This is a genomic window from Luteibacter sp. RCC_6_2 (assembly GCF_041360655.1).
In the GTDB taxonomy this organism is placed as follows: domain Bacteria; phylum Pseudomonadota; class Gammaproteobacteria; order Xanthomonadales; family Rhodanobacteraceae; genus Luteibacter.
The window spans coordinates 177096-194050 of record NZ_JBFUPQ010000009.1 but is presented as its reverse complement, the minus strand read 5'-3'; the positions used below and the strand labels follow the sequence as shown (position 1 = coordinate 194050).

Annotated in this window: 13 protein-coding genes; 9 read left to right on the top strand and 4 right to left on the bottom strand. The window is 66.7% G+C overall.

Annotated elements, in window-relative coordinates; translation table 11 throughout:
- Nucleotides 1-5 precede the first annotated feature (5 nt).
- The gene (gene rpmB / locus AB6730_RS12110) at nt 6-242 is read right to left on the bottom strand and encodes a 50S ribosomal protein L28 (protein WP_089981369.1); all 237 of its coding nucleotides are present in this window, start codon (nt 240-242) and stop codon (nt 6-8) included.
- A gap of 301 nt (nt 243-543) precedes the next feature.
- Here rpmB and secB point away from each other — a divergent pair, with 301 nt between their 5' ends.
- The 5 genes from secB (at nt 544) to AB6730_RS12085 (ending at nt 5926) form a co-directional block, all read left to right on the top strand.
- The gene (gene secB / locus AB6730_RS12105; RefSeq protein WP_371023857.1) at nt 544-1035 is read left to right on the top strand and encodes a protein-export chaperone SecB; all 492 of its coding nucleotides are present in this window, start codon (nt 544-546) and stop codon (nt 1033-1035) included.
- A 3-nt stretch (nt 1036-1038) separates the two neighbouring features.
- On the top strand, nt 1039-2076 hold the full coding sequence (locus tag AB6730_RS12100) for an NAD(P)H-dependent glycerol-3-phosphate dehydrogenase (protein WP_371023856.1): 1038 nt from the start codon (nt 1039-1041) through the stop codon (nt 2074-2076).
- Between the two features lie 121 nt (nt 2077-2197).
- Nucleotides 2198-5206, top strand: coding sequence for a DEAD/DEAH box helicase (locus AB6730_RS12095; RefSeq protein WP_371023855.1), 3009 nt, complete (start codon nt 2198-2200; stop codon nt 5204-5206).
- 136 nt (nt 5207-5342) lie between these two features.
- A complete protein-coding gene (locus AB6730_RS12090; protein ID WP_371023854.1) occupies nt 5343-5645 on the top strand; it encodes a type II toxin-antitoxin system RelE/ParE family toxin in 303 nt (100 codons plus the stop codon).
- Complete coding sequence (locus AB6730_RS12085) at nt 5642-5926, top strand: addiction module antidote protein (protein ID WP_371023853.1); 285 nt, start codon at nt 5642-5644, stop codon at nt 5924-5926. The genes AB6730_RS12090 and AB6730_RS12085 overlap by 4 nt, the downstream gene beginning before the upstream one ends.
- 9 nt (nt 5927-5935) lie before the next feature.
- Here the strand turns inward: AB6730_RS12085 and glk are convergent, their stop codons facing one another.
- Nucleotides 5936-6976, bottom strand: coding sequence for a glucokinase (gene glk, locus AB6730_RS12080; RefSeq protein ID WP_371023852.1), 1041 nt, complete (start codon nt 6974-6976; stop codon nt 5936-5938).
- A gap of 223 nt (nt 6977-7199) precedes the next feature.
- Here glk and AB6730_RS12075 point away from each other — a divergent pair, with 223 nt between their 5' ends.
- The 3 genes from AB6730_RS12075 (at nt 7200) to AB6730_RS12065 (ending at nt 11375) form a co-directional block, all read left to right on the top strand.
- Nucleotides 7200-8294 (top strand): ABC transporter ATP-binding protein, encoded by a 1095-nt coding sequence (locus AB6730_RS12075; RefSeq protein ID WP_371023851.1) that lies wholly within the window; start codon nt 7200-7202, stop codon nt 8292-8294.
- A gap of 127 nt (nt 8295-8421) precedes the next feature.
- Nucleotides 8422-9411, top strand: coding sequence for a porphobilinogen synthase (hemB, locus tag AB6730_RS12070; protein ID WP_371023850.1), 990 nt, complete (start codon nt 8422-8424; stop codon nt 9409-9411).
- Nucleotides 9412-9566: 155 nt separating this feature from the next.
- Complete coding sequence (locus AB6730_RS12065) at nt 9567-11375, top strand: monovalent cation:proton antiporter-2 (CPA2) family protein (protein WP_371023849.1); 1809 nt, start codon at nt 9567-9569, stop codon at nt 11373-11375.
- On the opposite strand, the gene AB6730_RS12060 is transcribed toward AB6730_RS12065, so the two are convergent.
- Entirely contained in the window at nt 11376-14804 is a 3429-nt protein-coding gene (locus AB6730_RS12060) for an ankyrin repeat domain-containing protein (RefSeq protein ID WP_371023848.1), read from the bottom strand.
- A 90-nt stretch (nt 14805-14894) separates the two neighbouring features.
- Nucleotides 14895-15197 (bottom strand): YcgL domain-containing protein, encoded by a 303-nt coding sequence (locus AB6730_RS12055; RefSeq protein ID WP_371023847.1) that lies wholly within the window; start codon nt 15195-15197, stop codon nt 14895-14897.
- 235 nt (nt 15198-15432) lie between these two features.
- On the opposite strand from AB6730_RS12055, the gene AB6730_RS12050 reads away from it, so the two are divergent.
- On the top strand, nt 15433-16860 hold the full coding sequence (locus tag AB6730_RS12050) for an OmpP1/FadL family transporter (RefSeq protein ID WP_371023846.1): 1428 nt from the start codon (nt 15433-15435) through the stop codon (nt 16858-16860).
- Nucleotides 16861-16955: the final 95 nt, after the last annotated feature.

Sequence of the window (16955 nt, the reverse complement as noted above, 5' to 3'; positions counted from 1 at the left end):
TCTCCTTAGATCTTTTCGCCGCGGGAACGGAGGTCGGCCAGCACGGCTTCGATGCCGTTCTTGTCGATGGTGCGCAGCGCGTGGTTGGAAACGCGGAGCTTCACCCAGCGGTTCTCGCTGGCGACCCAGAAGCGGCGCTCGTGCAGGTTCGGCAACCAGCGGCGACGGGTCTTGTTGTTGGCGTGCGAGACGTTGTTACCGGTCTGCACACCCTTATTGGTGACTTGGCATCTACGGGCCATGGTGGCCTCCTCTAGATTCGTTGGACCATCCTTTGGCCAGGACGGCGACGGCCCAGCCGCGACCCGGGAAACGGGTCGCCACGCGATGGCTGGCGGGTGGAGCGCTTCCGCCGATGGGGCCCGCATCGCATGACGGGCCTGCCCGACGTATCGGGTCGGCATAGGGAAGCCGGGCATTCTCTCAGAATCCCACGTGCGGGTGCAAGCCGGACTGTGCGGCGCGCCGGGTTGTGTGAAACAATCCCCGCTTTCGTGCCTCGGCACGTAGCCAGCCCACACGACCCCTTTCGAGGACCACGCAATGGCAGAAATCACCGCCAACGGCCAGGCCGGCCAGCCGCAGCTCGTGCTGCAGAAGATCTACGTGAAGGACGCCTCCTTCGAAGCCCCGAACGCCCCCCAGGTGTTCCAGGAAATGGGTGAGACCGAGGCCCAGCCCCAGGTCCAGCTCAACCTGGGCCACAAGGCCGTCGACCTCGGCAACGACCTCTTCGAAGTGGTGCTCAGCCTCACCCTTACCTGCAACCTGGGCGAGCGCACGGCCTACCTGGCCGAAGTGCACCAGGCCGGCATCTTCGGCATCGGTGGCTTCACCAGCGACGATCGCGACGGCATCCTGGGTTCCTATTGCCCGAACCTGCTGTTCCCGTACGCGCGCCAGATGGTGTCGTCCATGATCCAGGAAGGCGGCTTCCCGCCGTTCCTGCTCCAGCCGATCAATTTCGATGCCCTCTACGCCGAACAGCAGCGCCAGCAGCTCGAAGGCGCCGGGGCCCATCCGCTCAACAGCTGAGCGATGAGCCCCACTTCCCGACCCACCGTCGCCGTTCTCGGCGCCGGCTCATGGGGAACCGCGCTGGCCGCGCTCCTGGCCCGTAACGACGTCCCCACGAGATTGTGGGGACGCGATGCGGAAGCCTTGGCGGCCATGGCGTCGGCACGGCGCAACCTGCGTTACCTGCCCGATCTCGACCTGCCGCCGGAACTCGTTTACGAGGCCGATCTCGCCACCGTATTGCGCGGCGCCGACATCATCCTGCTCGTCGTGCCCAGCCATGCGTTCGCCGCGTTGCTCGACCAGATCGTGCCCTTGCTCGATCCTGGCGCGAAGGTTTCGTGGGCCACCAAGGGGTTCGAAACCGGCACGGGGCGCTTCCTGCACGAACTGGTCGACGAGAAGCTGCCGGGCCGGCCCGCGGCGGTGGTCACCGGCCCATCGTTCGCCCGCGAGGTGACCGCCGGCCTGCCCAGCGCCGTGACGGTGCATGCCACGGACGAAGCCTTCGGCAAGGAACTGGCCGTGCTCCTGCATGCGCCCAACTTCCGGGCCTACACCGGTAACGACATCCTCGGTGCCGAGCTTGGTGGCGCGATGAAGAACGTCCTCGCCGTCGCCACCGGTGTCGCCGACGGCATGGAGCTCGGGCTCAACGCGCGGGCCGGCCTCATCACCCGCGGCATGAACGAGATGCTGCGCCTCGGCGTGGCGCTCGGGGCTCGCGCGGAAACGCTGATGGGCCTTGCCGGCCTCGGCGACCTGGTGCTCACCTGCACCGGCGACCTGTCGCGCAACCGGCGCCTGGGCCTCGCCCTGGGCAAGGGTATTCCACTCGACGAGGCCGTGCGCCAGATCGGGCAGGTGGTGGAAAGTGTCGTTACCGCTGACGAAGTGGCGCGGCTGGCGGGATTCCACGGGCTCGACCTGCCGATTTCGGCCGCCGTGCGCGCCGTCCTGCATGGCGAGGTCACGCCGGCCGAAGGCCTGCGCACGCTCATGGGGCGCGAGCAGAAGGCGGAGTATCCGGTCGACCTGTTCCCGCACCGCCGCGGCTGAGAGCCGCGGCGTCTCCCGGCTCGCTGAACCGGGGCGGTCCACCGGGTAAAAAATCCTACGGGTTCCTTCTCCCGCCTTTGCTAAGCTTCCTGTTTTGGTCGCGCGGGCGGGAACGCTACGGATGCATCAGCCGGACGACAAGCGCAGGCGGGACGACACGGCGGGATCGCTTCCGCAGGCATGGCGGCGCGCACTCGACGAGCCGGTCATCGCGGCGCCCGCCGATAGCATGGTGCTCGGCTTCTTCCTCGAAGGCGTCAACGACGACCACGAGCCGGCGGCCCACCTGGATGTCGCGCCCGTCCTTCTCACGTTAAGTGCGGACGGTCGTTATTCGCGGCCGTTGCCGCTGGACAGCCGCCATCTGTCCGACACTTCGTTGACGGTGAACGAGAAGCGCCTCGCCGCGACCCTGCTGGGTTTGCCGCAAACCTTGCGCAAGAGCCGCAGCTACGCCCGGTTCACCGGTGCGCTGGGTGACCAGCTGCTGGCCGAGGTGCTCGACACCGCGCCCTGCTTTTTCGGCGGCGTGGCCGGATTGCAGCTGTCGCGGGGCAAGCCCCAGGCACTGCGCTGGCGCTGGAACCTTGAAAAGGACGGTAGCCAGAAGCTGCTTCCCGATGTTCCCTCCAGCCAGCGCCTGTTCCGCGTAGGCTCGCTCTGGTTCCTCGACGCCGAGCACGCCGAGGTAGGGCTGCTGGAGAGCGAGCCTGCGGAAACCTCGTGGCTCGACCTGCCGCCCTTGCCGCCGGAACACACCGTGGCGTTTCGAGCGGAAATGGAGTCGACGCGCATGGGTCCGCGCGTACCGGAGCCGCAGATCTTCGGCGAAGTACGCCGCGCGGAGGTCTCGCCGCGTCCCGTGCTGGTCTTGCACGCCCTGACGCGCCACGCGCGACTGGCAGCCGGCACGCCGCCGCTGGCCTATGGACGGCTCGCTTTCGACTATGCGGGCGAGCGCCTGCCGGGGCGGGGCGGCGAGCCGCTGGTCCGCCGCGTGCGCAACGGCACCCTGCTGGAAATCAGCCGCCGTCGTGCGGAGGAACTGGCCTCCATGGAAAACCTCGAGAACGCCGGCCTCAATCCGGCGGTGGATACCGAGGGATTGCCCTGGGACATGGCCGATACCTTGCCGGAAGACGCCTGGCTCTTCCCGGGCAAGGGTTACGCGGGCGCGCTGGAAGTGAATACGCCCGCCCGCTGGCTGGCGTTGCGGCCCAAGCTCGAAGCCGACGGCTTCGTCCTCGAGTACGCCCCGAGTTTCCCGTTCGAAGTGCTCGAAGGACCCGTTCGCTGGTATGGGCAGGCGCACGAGGACGACGCCGACCGCGCCTTCGACCTCGAGATCGGCATCGAGATCGAAGGCAAGCGGGTGAACCTCTTGCCTGCCGTGGCGCAGGCCCTGGCCGAGCATCAGCTCAGCCTGAGTCCATCGCCGGGCGAGGCCGAGGATTCGGTCTGGTACGCGCCGGTGGACGAGCGTCGCCGAGTGCCGGTTCGCCTGAAGGAATTGCGCGGCCTGCTTGCCCCGCTTGCCGAATATCTCGAGAAGCCGCGCCAGCAACTGCACTTGCCGCGCGTACAGGCGGGCCGTCTGGAGGAACTCGCGCAAGCACTGCCCAGCGGAGGCTCGTTCGAGGCACCCGAACGCCTGCGTGGCTTCACCAAGCGCCTGCGCGAAGCGGCCGAACGCGCCAGCGACGTCGTACCGGCCAGCTTGCGCGCGGAGCTTCGTCCTTATCAACGCGATGGCCTGCGCTGGCTGAACGCGCTCGCAGAAGCCGGCACGGGTGGCGTGCTCGCCGACGACATGGGCCTGGGCAAGACCTTGCAGTTGATCACCCACCTGCTGGCGCTCAAGGAAAGCGGAGGGCTCACCTCGCCCGCCCTGGTGGTCGTTCCGACCAGCCTCGTTCCCAACTGGATATCCGAGGTCGCGCGTTTCGCTCCGGGACTCACGCTCCTGGCCCTGCATGGCCCGCAACGCGCGGAGACCTTCACGCGCATCGCCGAGCATGACGTGATCCTCACCACGTATGCGCTGTTGCCGCGCGACGTCGAGACACTGAAAAAGCAGGCGTTCTCGCTCGTCGTGCTCGACGAGGCCCAGCAGGTGAAGAATCCACGCACGCAGGCACGCCGCGCCTTGCTGACACTCAAGGTGCCCCGTTGCCTGTGCCTCACGGGCACGCCACTGGAAAACCACCTGGGCGAGTTGTGGTCGCAGGTGGACCTCGCCGTGCCGGGGTTGTTGGGCGATGAAGGCGCCTTCCGCAGGCACTATCGCCTGCCGATCGAGAAGCACCAGGACATCGAATGCCAGGAGCGGCTCAATCGTCGCATCGCGCCGTTCATCCTGCGCCGCACGAAGGCGCAGGTCGCCTCCGAGTTGCCAGCGAAGACCGAGATCACGCGCCGCGTGGTGATGGAACCGAAGCAGCGCGATCTCTACGAGAGCCTGCGCCTCTCCCTGGCGGAAGAACTTCGCGAGGTGATCGCGCAACGCGGCATCGCGCACAGCGGCATCGTCGTGCTCGACGCCCTGCTCAAGTTGCGCCAGGTATGTTGCGATCCGCGATTGGTGAAACTGGAAGCCGCGCGCGGCGTACGCGATTCGGCGAAGTTCGAGCTCCTGATGGACATGCTTCCGGCGCTGCTCGCGGAAGGCCGTCGCGTGTTGCTATTCAGCCAGTTCACCGAAATGCTCAAGCTGATCGCCGTCGAACTCGATCGCCGCCGGATCAGCTACGTCACGCTCACCGGCGAAACGCGCGATCGCGCCGAACCCGTGCAACGTTTCCAGAACGGTGAAGTACCCCTGTTCCTGCTTTCGCTGAAGGCGGGCGGTGTCGGCCTCAACCTGACCAGCGCCGACACGGTCATCCATTACGATCCGTGGTGGAATCCCGCGGCCGAGGCGCAGGCGAGCGATCGCGCGCATCGCATCGGCCAGGACAAGCCGGTGTTCGTATATCGCCTGATCACGGCGGGCACGGTGGAAGAGCGCATCGAAGAGCTGAAGGCGCGCAAGGCCGAACTGGCCGATGCCGTGCTCGAAGGCGGCGGCAGTCGCGAACGCCTCAGCTTCGACGAAAGCGACCTGGACGCTCTGCTGGCACCGTCCGCGTAACGCGAATCCATCAGCAGCCGGATCATCGACGGCATGGCGAGTCCTCGCGGGCGGCATTGTCCAGTTATGTCGTCCCTTGTCGCGATGGTTGTAATCTATAGGTCACATGTCGTACCGTGCGAGGTACGGTCGCAGGATGTACGAAATCATCCAGAGCGACACGTTTCGACGGTGGGTTTCCAAGCTTGGCGATCGCATGGCGCGGAGGCGCATCGATGCGCGGATACGCCGAATGTCGTTAGGGCATTCAGGTGACGCGAAACACGTGGGAAGCGGTGTTCGTGAGATGCGCATCGATCACGGACCGGGTTACCGGCTGTACTACATCCACCGCGCATCGACGTTGGTAGTGCTGCTGATCGGTGGCGATAAAGGCAGTCAGCAAGCCGACATAGCGCAAGCGATCCTCATCGCGACGGCATGGGACACAAACGCATGAAAGAAAAATTCACTCGATGGGATGTCGCTGACCATCTGGCTACCGAGTCGGACCAGACGGATTACCTCAATGCGTGTCTCGAAGACGATCCGGGCGATGGCAGCCTCGTGCGGGCGGCGTTGGGCGACATTGCGCGCGCACGGGGCATGAGTAGCGTAGCTCGCGCTACGGGGATTTCACGCGAAGGGCTCTATCGAGCGCTATCGATGGATGGCAATCCGGAATTTGCCACGGTAATGCGCGTCATGCGCGCGCTGGGTGTGCACCTGCGCGCGGCATGACGCCTTGTTTCAACGACGCAGCGGCGTGCCGCCAGCCTCGACGATCGCCAGTGCGGTGCCGCCGATGAGGCCCGGTTCCGGGTTCATGATCGCCTGGGTCGGTACGGTTTCCATGGTGTCGCGGAAACGGCCCTTGGCCTCGAAGCGCTCGCGGAAGTTGCCCTTCTGGATCCACGGCAGGAGGATCGGGGTCATGCCGCCGGTGAGGTACACACCGTCCCATGCGCCCAGCGTGAGCACGAGGTCGCCGGCGACGCTGCCGAAGATGCCCGCGAAGGTCTCCACCGCACGGCCGCACATGACGCAGCTTTCGTCCGTGGCGCGGCGGGTGATTTCCTCCGGCGTGATGGTTTCATCCGGCTTCTGGCCGGAGATCTCGCAGATGGCGGTGTAGAGGTTCACGAGGCCGGCGCCGCTGATCAGGCGCTCGTTGGAGACGCGGCCATAGCGCAGGTTGAGAACCTTCAGGATCTCGATGTCTTCCGCGCTGTGCGCGGCGAAGCCGGCGTGGCCACCTTCGGTCTGCAACACGCTGACCTTGTCGCCGCGGATCAGCAGACCGCCGACGCCCAGGCCAGTACCGGGGCCGACGACGACGAAGGTCTGTTCTTCCTTGCCCCCGATCTTCGGGATGGCCGACTTGCCTACCTGGACCAGATCGCGGTGGCCGCTGGCGTCTTCCTTGTCGGTCATCAGCATCACCGCCATCGACTGGGCGGCGAAGTCGTTCACCAGGTGGACCCATTCCAGGTCCAGTTCCTTGGTGAGGTTTTTCGCTGAGATCGCCCAGGGATTGTTGGTGACCTTCACCGTCTCGCCGTTATCGATACGGCCGGCGGCGGCGATGATGGCGCGTTGCGCCTCGTGGCCGGTTTCCTTGAAGTACTGCTTGGCCGCGTCGCCCAGGGAGGCGTAGTCCTTCACGTGGTAACGCCGGATGCTTTCCTGGATAAGTGGTTGATCTTCATCCGGATGCGCGATACCGAAGCGCACGTTGGTGCCGCCGAGGTCGGCGAGCAGGGTCGGCGCCGGGGCGCTAACGTTGGCCATGTTGTAAACCTGTCGTGTCACGGAAGCACGCAAGGGTGCCTCGCGCGGGGGCTGGCGTCTAGTGAGGGCTTGTCCTGCGACCCTTCACGAGGCCCGGGAATTCCGACACGCGACGGTGGAAACCGACACTTTGATGTAAACGATTACGTCGGCAGAATACCGCATTGTCCGGATCAATGTCAGGCATCGCCTGACAGACCGGAACCCAACGGGAGAGTAAGTGATGGCAGCGGTTCGCCTCGACAAGGTGCGCAAGGTATATCCGAATGGGCACGTCGCCCTGAAGGAAGCGAGCTTCGACATCGCCGATGGCGAACTGCTGGTGCTCGTCGGGCCGTCCGGCTGCGGCAAGACGACCCTGCTGCGGATGATCGCCGGCCTGGAATCGATCTCCGGAGGAACCATGACGATCGGCGATCGCGTCGTGAACGACGTCCCGCCGAAGGATCGCGATATCGCCATGGTGTTCCAGAACTATGCGTTGTATCCGCACATGACGGTGCGCGAGAACCTCGGCTTCGGCTTGCGCCTGCGGGGCGCGCCGAAAGAGGAGATCGACCGTCGCGTGGCCGACGCATCCGGCATGCTCGGGCTCGACGAACGCCTGGAGCATCGTCCCGCGGCTCTCTCGGGAGGCCAGCGGCAGCGAGTGGCGCTTGGCCGTGCGCTGGTTCGCGATCCGGCGGTGTTCCTGCTCGACGAGCCGCTGTCGAACCTCGACGCCAAGTTGCGTCTGTCCACACGCGTGGAGATCGCGCGTATCCACCGCCGCCTTGGAGCGACGATGGTCTATGTCACCCATGACCAGATCGAGGCGATGACGCTCGGCCAGCGCATCGTGGTGCTGAACGGAGGCGTCATCCAGCAACTCGATACGCCGATGAATCTCTACAACAAGCCGGCGAACCTGTTCGTGGCGGGTTTCCTCGGCAGCCCGGCGATGAATCTGTTCCACGGCACGCTGCGCCGCGACGACGGGTTGCGCCTGGAAATGAAGAACGGTTCGTTCCCGCTGGGGACCGATTCGCCCGTCCTCGCCGCACACCTCGACAAGCCCGTCATCGTCGGCATTCGCCCGGAAGACCTGTTGACGGTGTCGGATCACCCGGGTGTCGCGGAACGCCTGCATGCGCATGTGGACGTCGTCGAGCCCGTCGGTAACGAGGTGTTCCTCAACATGCGCCATGGCGATGACGAACTCGTCGCGCGCGTGCCGCCACACACGACGATCCAGCCGGGCGACGACGTGGCCCTGGGATTCCAGGCCGAGCGGCTCCACTTCTTCGACCCGGAGAGCACGGCGCGTATCGATGTGTGAGGCGCGTCCGGACCGGCTGGCGTGGGGCCCTCGTTGCCCACGGCATGCCATGGTGCGACGCTTTGCCCCCCGGCGGCGGGGCGTCAGGGAGTAAAATGGGCGGATCGCCAACGTATGGGCACCTCCCATGACCTTCCCCGCTGTCCGCATGCGGCGCATGCGCCGCGACGCTTTCTCCCGCGCCCTGATGCGCGAGAACGTGCTCACCGTGTCCGACCTGATCATGGTCGCCTTCGTCGTCGACGGCGAAGGCATCCGCCAGCCGGTGCCCTCGATGCCGGGCGTGGATCGCCTTTCGATCGATGAATTGCTGAAGCTCGCCGCGGAATGCGTCGCCCTCGGCATTCCCGCGCTGGCCCTGTTTCCCTCGGTGGACGGGTCGGTGAAGACGGAAGACGCGCGTGAGGCGTGGAATCCGCAGGGGCTGTTCCAGCGCGCGACGCGCGAGTTGAAGAAGCGCTTCCCCGAGCTGGGCCTGATTGGCGATGTCGCGCTCGATCCCTACACCACGCACGGCCAGGACGGACTGATCGACGGGAACGGCTACGTGATGAACGAGCCGACCGTCGAGGCGCTCATCAAGATGTCGCTGGCCCAGGCCGAAGCGGGCATGGATTTCGTCGCACCCTCCGACATGATGGACGGCCGTATCGGCGCCATCCGCGAGGCATTGGAAGACGCCGGATACATCCATACGCGCATCCTCGCCTATTCGGCGAAGTACGCGTCCAGCTTCTATGGCCCGTTCCGGGACGCCGTGGGTTCCGCGGCCAACCTCGGCAAGGGCGACAAGCACACCTACCAGATGGACGTGGGCAACAGCGACGAAGCCTTGCGTGAAGTGGAGCTCGACCTCGCCGAGGGCGCCGACGCCGTCATGGTGAAGCCGGGCCTGCCTTACCTGGACATCGTTCGCCGGGTGAAGGACACCTTCGGTGCGCCGACCTTCGTCTACCAGGTCAGTGGCGAGTACGCGATGATCAAGGCGGCCGCGCAGAACGGCTGGCTGGATGAGAAAGCCGTGGTCATGGAGTCGCTGCTGGCGATGAAACGCGCCGGTGCCGATGCCATCCTCACCTATTTCGCGATCGACGTGGCGCGCTGGCTGAAAGGCTGAACATCGCCGACAGGGTCGGCTCCCACCAGGCCTGCTGCTTGGTGGGAGCCGACCCTGTCGGCGATAGCGTCGAAGACGCGAAGGAAAGAGGATTCATGCAAAACCCATCGATGTCCCCGTGACATAATCCAACGCGATACTCCGGGAGTCGCAGGATGGATGGGCATCACTTTCTCGAGACGGCGGTCGTCTTCCTGCTGGCGACGGTGATCGCCGTTCCGCTGACCAAGCGCTTCCGCCTCGGCGCGGTACTGGGCTACCTGCTCGCGGGCGTGGTCATCGGTCCGTCGGTACTGGGTCTGGTCAGCGACACCGAAGGCGTCGCCACGATTTCCGATTTCGGCGTCGTGCTGATGCTGTTCGTCATCGGCCTGGAGCTCTCGCCGTCGCGCCTGTGGGTCATGCGACGGGCCGTGTTCGGCAGCGGCAGCCTGCAAGTGCTCACCTGCGCCCTGGCGATCGGCGCCATCGGCTACTTCCTGTTCGGCCTGACGTGGAAGGCCGCCGTGATCGTCGGCGGCAGCCTCGCCTTGTCCTCCACGGCGTTCGGCCTGCAGATCCTGGCCGAGCGAAAGGAAGCCGGCACGGTCTATGGCCGGCAGGCCTTCGCCATCCTCCTGTTCCAGGACCTCGCCGCCATTCCGTTGATCGCCGCCGTGCCCCTGCTCGGCGGCACGATCGCCCACGATGCGCATGCGCCTGACATCATGAGTGTCATCCGTGTCGTCGGAACAATCGTCGCGGTCATCATCGGTGGCCGCCTGCTGTTGCGTCACGTGTTCCGTTTCGTCGCCAGGGCGAAGAGCACCGAGGTATTCACGGCCACGGCCCTGCTCGTGGTGATGGGCACCGCGTGGCTGATGGAACTGGCGGGCATATCGACCACGCTGGGCGCCTTCCTCGCCGGCTTGCTGCTGGCCGACTCGGAATACCGGCACGAACTCGAATCGAACATCGAGCCATTCAAGGGGTTGCTGCTGGGCCTCTTCTTCGTCAGCGTGGGCATGTCCGTCGATCTCGGCATGCTGGTCGCGAAACCGTTGCTGGTGCTCGGCATGGTGGCCTTGCTGCTGGCGGTGAAGGCCATCCTGATCATGCCACTCGGGAAGCTCGTGGGCGGGTTGTCCACGGCGGATTCGGTCCGCCTGGCGGCGGTGCTCGCCTGTGGCGGTGAATTCGCGTTCGTCATCCTCAATCTCGCCCAGCAGAACCGCCTCATCGATGGCAACCAGCGCGGCCTGATGGTGATGGCGATCTCGCTGTCGATGGCGCTGACGCCGCTGCTCGTGCTCGCCGCGTCGCGCCTCGTGCATGAACGTGTGCGCAAGCCGGACCGCGAGTTCGACGCCATCGAAGCGGATACGCCCCGCGTGATCATCGCCGGCTTCGGCCGCATGGGACAGATCGTCGCCCGCGTCCTGCGCGCGCAGGGCATCCAGTTCGTCGCGCTGGAAAGCTCGGTGGAACAGGTGGAAACCTCACGCCGCTTCGGCGGCACCTCGCTGTTTTTCGGCGACCCCGGTCGACCGGAGATGCTGCGCGCGGCCCAGGCCGACAAGGCCGAGGTCTTCGTCATCGCCACCGACGATCCCGAAGCCAACCTGCGCACGGCGCGCCTCGTTCGCCGGCAGTATCCCCACCTGAAGATCGTGGCCCGCGCGCGCAACCGCCAGCACGCGTTCCGGCTGATGGACATCGGCGTCGAAGACCCCGTGCGCGAGACGTTCTATTCGAGCCTGGAAATGACGCGTCACGTCCTGGAGTCGCTGGATATGGCCCCGGACGTGGTCGAAAGCCGGATCGCCCGGTTCCGTAAGCACGACGACCAGGTATTGCGCGCGCAGTACCTCGTGTACGACGACGAGACCGCGCTGGTGCAGACCACGAAGGAAGCACTGCACGATCTGCAGCAGCTGTTCGAGGCCGACGCCGTGGAAGAGCGGGTCCGCGAAGAAGAAAAGTGATCAGTCCGGTTGTGCGGGCTGCCGAAGCGTCTGCCGCACGCTAGGAATGGCTCCCGTGCGCCCGCCGAGTTCGTGTGCGATGTCGACGTAGCCCAGGTGCCGGGCCACGTCGGCCGCGGTGCGCCCGAAGGCATCCGCGGCGTTACGGCTGGCGCCCCGATGCAGCAACAAGCGCGCGGGTGGGAGCAGGGCATGCATGGCGCAGGCATGGAGCGCACTGACGCCCCGGTGATCGGCATGCTCGATCCTGGCACCGGCATCGAGCAGCACCGGCACGAGCGCGCCGAGGTGCGTCGCATCGGTGGCGACGCCGGGCCGCATATGCGCGCCGAGCAGCATGAGCAACGGCGTCACGCCATCCTTGTCGGCCTTGTTCACGTCGGCGCCCTTGCCGATCACGGTGTCCAGTAAGCGGCGTGCACGCAAGCTGTCGCTGCTGCCGAAGCAGTACTGGGCGGCGGCATGCAAGGCCGTATGGCCGTGGGCGTCCTCGGCGGTGGCATCGGCGCCGGCCGCGAGAAGCATGTCCGCGATCTCCGGATAACCGAGCGTCGCCGCGATCATCAGCACCGTGGCATTGCCTGGCAGGCGCTGGTCGGCCGCCACGCCGCGCGCGAGCAACAACTCCACCACGGCCTCGCGCCGGGCGTTCACCGCGGCGGCAAGCGGTGTCACGCCGGATGCCGCGGCCGCCGTGGGATCGGCGCCGGCGGCGAGCAGGTGCTCGACGACGTCGCGTTGGCCGGCGCCGGCTGCGCGTAGCAGGGCACTTGCACCATGGCTGTCGCGTGTGTCCACGGGGAAGCCCAGTTCGAGCAGGCGGTCGACCGCCTGCGTATCGCCGGCAGCCGCGGCAGCGGGCAAATCGTCCGCACGCAGCGCCCGGCGAGGTAGTTGCCAGGCCGGCCAGTTCAACCAGCGCTCGACGTCGCCGTGGCCGATGCCGAGGCCATAGGGCGTTTCGCCGTTGACGTCGGCGGCTTCGGGATCGGCACCGTGGGCGACCAGGAGGCGAACCAACGGCAGGCTGTCGCCACCCTGTTCGAGCGCGGCGTGCAGCGGCGTGCGGCCACCGGTGTCGCGCGCATTGGGGTCCAGCCCGCGTGCCAGCAAGGCACCGAGGAGGGCGACGCGGCCCGTGGCGGCCGCCATGTGCACGGGCGTGCGGCCGCGCGCATCGGCGCCGAACGGGTCCGCGCCGGCATCGAGCATGGCCAGGGTCAGCCGCTCGTCGGCGCCTTCCAGCCGGCATACGGCCTGGCCGAGCAATCCCGCGCCGGCGGGCGATGCGCCTGCGCGCATGAGCTGGAGCAGCGCGTCGGCGGAATGAGGCAGCTGCGGCAGCAAGGCGTCGAACAATCGGCGGCCCAACGTGCCTTCCTCGTCGATGGCCGCGGCGAGCCGGGCCTCCGCGGCCAGGCCGTGGTCGAGCAGCCAGGCCCGTGCGGCGTCGAAACCGGCGCCGGCCAGGTCGACGTACAAGGCGGCAAGTTCATGTCCGGGCCATTCACGCACTTTCGCCGCGAAGGTGGAGGCCACCGCCCAGTGACCGAAACGCAGCGCATCGTACAAATGCATCGGCGAATCCGCGCCGGCTTCCGGTACGACCGATTCGCTGAGCGATGTCGGCAGCGGGGTCTCGGGATCGAGCAGGGCGACGAAGTCCCAGCGGCCGGTGGCGGCGGCGTGGTCCAGCGCGCTGCGACCGTCGGCGCCGCTTTCCTTCGGCTGCGCGCCGAGCGCGAGCAAGGCACGCACCGTGGCGGCCTGGGCTCGCGGAGACTGGCAGGCGAGGGTCAGCGCGTCGCGCCCGTGGCCATCGCGTGGCGCCGTATCGGCATGGGCTTCGGCGAGCAATTGCACGATGCCATGGGCGCCCGCGCGGGCGGCTTCCATCAGTGCCGTCGTGCCGTGCCGGTCGGCGAGGTTCGGGTTGGCGTTGGCTTGCAGCAGGGCGCGGGCGATCTGCTCGTGGCCCTCCGCGGCCGCGGCGATCAGCGCGGTGCGTCCGTGCGCGTTCGCCGCGTTCACCGGCGCCTTGTGCCGGAGCAATACACGGACGCCTTCGCTGTCGTCGTCGGCGATTCCCGCGGCCGCCACGAGGGCGGGCTCGCCGCCGACGGGTGCCGGCTTGGCACCGTGTTCGAGCAGGAAACGAACGAGTGCCCAGTTCGCGGCACGGCAGGCGATGGCCAGTGGCGTGTCGCCGGCGGCGTTCACGGCATCGACCGGAGCACCTGCGTCGAGCAGCATGGCGGCGACCGTCGGCTCCGCGCTGAGCACGGCGCCATGCAGCGGCGTGTTGCCTTCCGCGTCCGTGCTGGCCGCGTTGGCACCGTTCGTCAGCAGTGTAAGTACCGCTTCCGGCCGACCATGCCAGCTGTCACGGCTGGCGGCGAGCAGCGCGGTCATGCCGTTCTGGACGCGATCGACCTGGGCGCCCTTCGCGATCAGGGCGCGAAGCAGGCGGATGTCCGGCGACAACGCGGCCAGGGTCAGCACGGGCCGCTGGTCGCGATCGCCCGGTTCCGCGGCGGTATCGGGATCGGCGCCGGCTTCCACCAGCGCCACCGCACGGGCGATGTCACCTTCGCGCGTGGCTGCCAGGAGGGCGCGGTCGCGCACGCCGGGCTGGCTTTCCTCGGTGCTGAGCACGGGAATGGGAGCCGGCGCGACGGCCGCGGCGGGCGCCTCCACGCCACGTCGTGGTTCGGCGCGCACGGTGCGGATATGGCCACGGCGATCGCATAGCAGGGCACGCAACGTGCGATTGGCGATGACCATGCAGCCCAGTGGCAGGAGCACGACGGCGTAGATGCCGAGCGCGGCGAGGCGCATCTCCGCGGGCAGCACCCCGTACAGGCCCGACAACGCCACGGCACTGAAAGCGAGCGCGAGCAGGCCCAGGGCGGCCGGAAGAAAGTGCGAGAAGAAGCGATCTTCCGCCGAGAGATGGCGGCCGAAGCTGACCGAGCGGGCCATCGCGGTGAAGATCCACGAACCGTCGCCACCCTGCGCGGGGTAGGCGTCGTCCCAGAGGAACACCAGCCCGAACGCGGGCCAGACCCGCCAGAGCACCGTCAAGGCGACGACCAGCGTCCCGGCGAGAAGCAGCGCCGCGCCCAGGCTTGGGGCCTGGGTCAGCTTGAGAAGTGGCCAGGCGACCAGCACGAAAACGACGAAGGTGTAGGCCGTGAACATGACCACGTAAGCCGAGCCACGTCGCAGGACCGTGCGCAGGTAGCTCGACTCGGGGTCGAAGCCGATGGCATGGCAGACCGCGCTCATCGCCAGTGCGTTCGCCAGCAGCAAGGGGATCAGCGCGAGCGGGGACGCGGTGAGACCCGCGCAGGCGACGGCCGCGAGGGCGGGAAGGAACCAGGGCAGCGCCTTGATCAGCGGCGGGCGACGACGTTTGGGATTGGCCATGCGCAGGAGTATACGGAGCGGAAACCGCCCACGCGGTAACGCCGCGTTAACCCGGGCTGCACATCCTGGCCATGCGCGGACGACGCTTTGTCAGGCCCGGACGACGAACTGGTCCGGGTCGATCTCGCGATTGTGGTTCGGCTGGTTACAGACGCTGAGTGTTTCGTTGGGTGGCGTCTGCATGTGCCAGCCCTGCGCGGTGAGGTTCGCCAGTACGCGCTCCGAATCTTCGTGTGGCAAACGGCGCTCCGGCGCGAGCTCCACCTCGAGCACGAAACGGAGTTCACCCAACAGGAGGACGAGCGGCTCGGGGAGGACATCGAAGCCCTCGCGGCGGGTGAGCCAGACATAGGTGTCGGGTTTGCGCTGACTGGCGTAGACGAAGCAGTGCATGACGGCAGGTCTCGCTTGGCGGCTCGTTTGCCTACCCTACCAAAACCCGGCGCGGGTGGGAGGCCTGTAAGTGGTAACCGTTTCATCTTTGTTGCATTCGCACTTGCAAAACGGACGTCAAATCGTCCAGAGTTCGCAGCCAGAATGTTAAACGCGCGTATGAAAAGGGGAAAGTTTTACGCTTTCTACGCGCGCCGTCGCCCCAGAGCAGAACAAAAAGCAGGAGCCACTCCGCATGCAGAAGCTGAACCTTTCGACCCGTCCGCTGGCCGTCGCCGCCCTTTCGCTGGCCATCGCCGGTGCATTGGTCGCTCCGCAGGCCGCCCACGCCAGTGCTTTCCAGCTCAAGGAAAACAGCGCCAAGGCCCTGGGCCGCGCATTCGCCGGCTCCACCGCCGCGGGTGACGACGCCTCCGTCATCGTCAACAACCCGGCCGCGATGTCCATGCTCAAGGGCAACGTGTTCCAGGCCGATGTCACCGGCATCAATTTCAGCACCAAGTTCCATGGCACGGCGACCGACGCGCAGGGCCGTCCGATCAGCGGTGGCAACGGCGGCGAAGCCGGCACCACGATCCCCGTCCCGGCGATGTACTTCGCCACCCAGGTCAGCGATCGCGTGCACCTCGGCCTTGGCCTGACCGCGCCGTTCGGTTTCAAGACCGAATACGACTCCGACTGGAAGGGCCGCTATAACGGCGTGAAGTCGGACTTCAAGTCGTTCGACGTGACCTTGTCGGCTTCGTTCGACGTGACCGACGACTTCGCCGTCGGCGTCAGCGCCATCGCGCAGAAGACGAGCGCGGAACTGACCAGCGCGATCAACTACAACACCGTCGGCCTCGGCCTGATCCAGCGCGCCGCCGCCGCGGGCCAGCTGTCGCCGGCCGTCGCCCGTGCGCTCGCCACCCAGTACGCCGCGGTCGTTCCCCCGGGCAGCGATGGTTACGCCAAGATCAAGGGTGACGACTGGGCCTACGGCTGGCAGGTCGGTGGCCTGTGGAAGCTCACGCCGAACGATCGCATCGCGCTGAACTACCGCAGCAAGATCAAGCACACCCTGGAAGGCACCGGCAACTTCACGATGCCGACCAATGTCACCGCCGTCCTGTCGAACCCGACCGTGGGTGCCCTGCTGGGCAGCGGCCAGCCGCCGTTCACGCACACCGACGGCCGTGCCGGCTTCACCACGCCGGCGATCGCCACGGCCAGCTTCTGGCACCAGGACGAGAAGTTCGGCCTCGGCTTCGACCTGTCGTGGACCAAGTGGGATTCGTTCAAGGATCTCACGGTCAACTATTCGAACCCGAACCAGCCGTCCACGAGCGAGAACTACAGCTGGCGCAACAGCTGGTTCGCATCGGTCGGTGGCGAGTATTACCTCGACGACAAGTTCACCCTGCGTGGTGGTGTGGCCGTCGACAGCACCCCGACCTACGACGATACCCGTTCGCCGCGCGTGCCGGATTCGACCCGCAAGTGGTTGGCCTTCGGCCTTGGCTACAAGGCCACCGAGCGCTTCGAGATCAACGCAGGCTATGCGCACATCTTCGTGAACAAGGCGCACATCGCCGGCGTGTCGAGCTCGACGGGCGATCGCCTGGTCGGCCAGAACGACGACAAGGGCAACCTGCTCAGCGTGTCGGCCAAGTACCAGTTCTGATCGCTCACGCGATCGGCTGATACACGGTCAAAAAAAACCTCCCCGGCGACGGGGAGGTTTTTTGTTGCCTGGAATCGCCGACACGGTCGGCGATG

Coding starts and splice junctions, on each gene's coding strand:
- rpmB (WP_089981369.1), bottom strand. CDS start 242: ATGGCCCGTAGATGCCAAGTCACCAATAAGGGTGTGCAGACCGGTAAC.
- AB6730_RS12090 (WP_371023854.1), top strand. CDS start 5,343: ATGTACGAAATCATCCAGAGCGACACGTTTCGACGGTGGGTTTCCAAG.
- AB6730_RS12075 (WP_371023851.1), top strand. CDS start 7,200: ATGGCAGCGGTTCGCCTCGACAAGGTGCGCAAGGTATATCCGAATGGG.
- glk (WP_371023852.1), bottom strand. CDS start 6,976: ATGGCCAACGTTAGCGCCCCGGCGCCGACCCTGCTCGCCGACCTCGGC.
- secB (WP_371023857.1), top strand. CDS start 544: ATGGCAGAAATCACCGCCAACGGCCAGGCCGGCCAGCCGCAGCTCGTG.
- AB6730_RS12055 (WP_371023847.1), bottom strand. CDS start 15,197: ATGCACTGCTTCGTCTACGCCAGTCAGCGCAAACCCGACACCTATGTC.
- AB6730_RS12085 (WP_371023853.1), top strand. CDS start 5,642: ATGAAAGAAAAATTCACTCGATGGGATGTCGCTGACCATCTGGCTACC.
- AB6730_RS12065 (WP_371023849.1), top strand. CDS start 9,567: ATGGATGGGCATCACTTTCTCGAGACGGCGGTCGTCTTCCTGCTGGCG.
- AB6730_RS12050 (WP_371023846.1), top strand. CDS start 15,433: ATGCAGAAGCTGAACCTTTCGACCCGTCCGCTGGCCGTCGCCGCCCTT.
- AB6730_RS12100 (WP_371023856.1), top strand. CDS start 1,039: ATGAGCCCCACTTCCCGACCCACCGTCGCCGTTCTCGGCGCCGGCTCA.
- hemB (WP_371023850.1), top strand. CDS start 8,422: ATGACCTTCCCCGCTGTCCGCATGCGGCGCATGCGCCGCGACGCTTTC.
- AB6730_RS12095 (WP_371023855.1), top strand. CDS start 2,198: ATGCATCAGCCGGACGACAAGCGCAGGCGGGACGACACGGCGGGATCG.
- AB6730_RS12060 (WP_371023848.1), bottom strand. CDS start 14,804: ATGGCCAATCCCAAACGTCGTCGCCCGCCGCTGATCAAGGCGCTGCCC.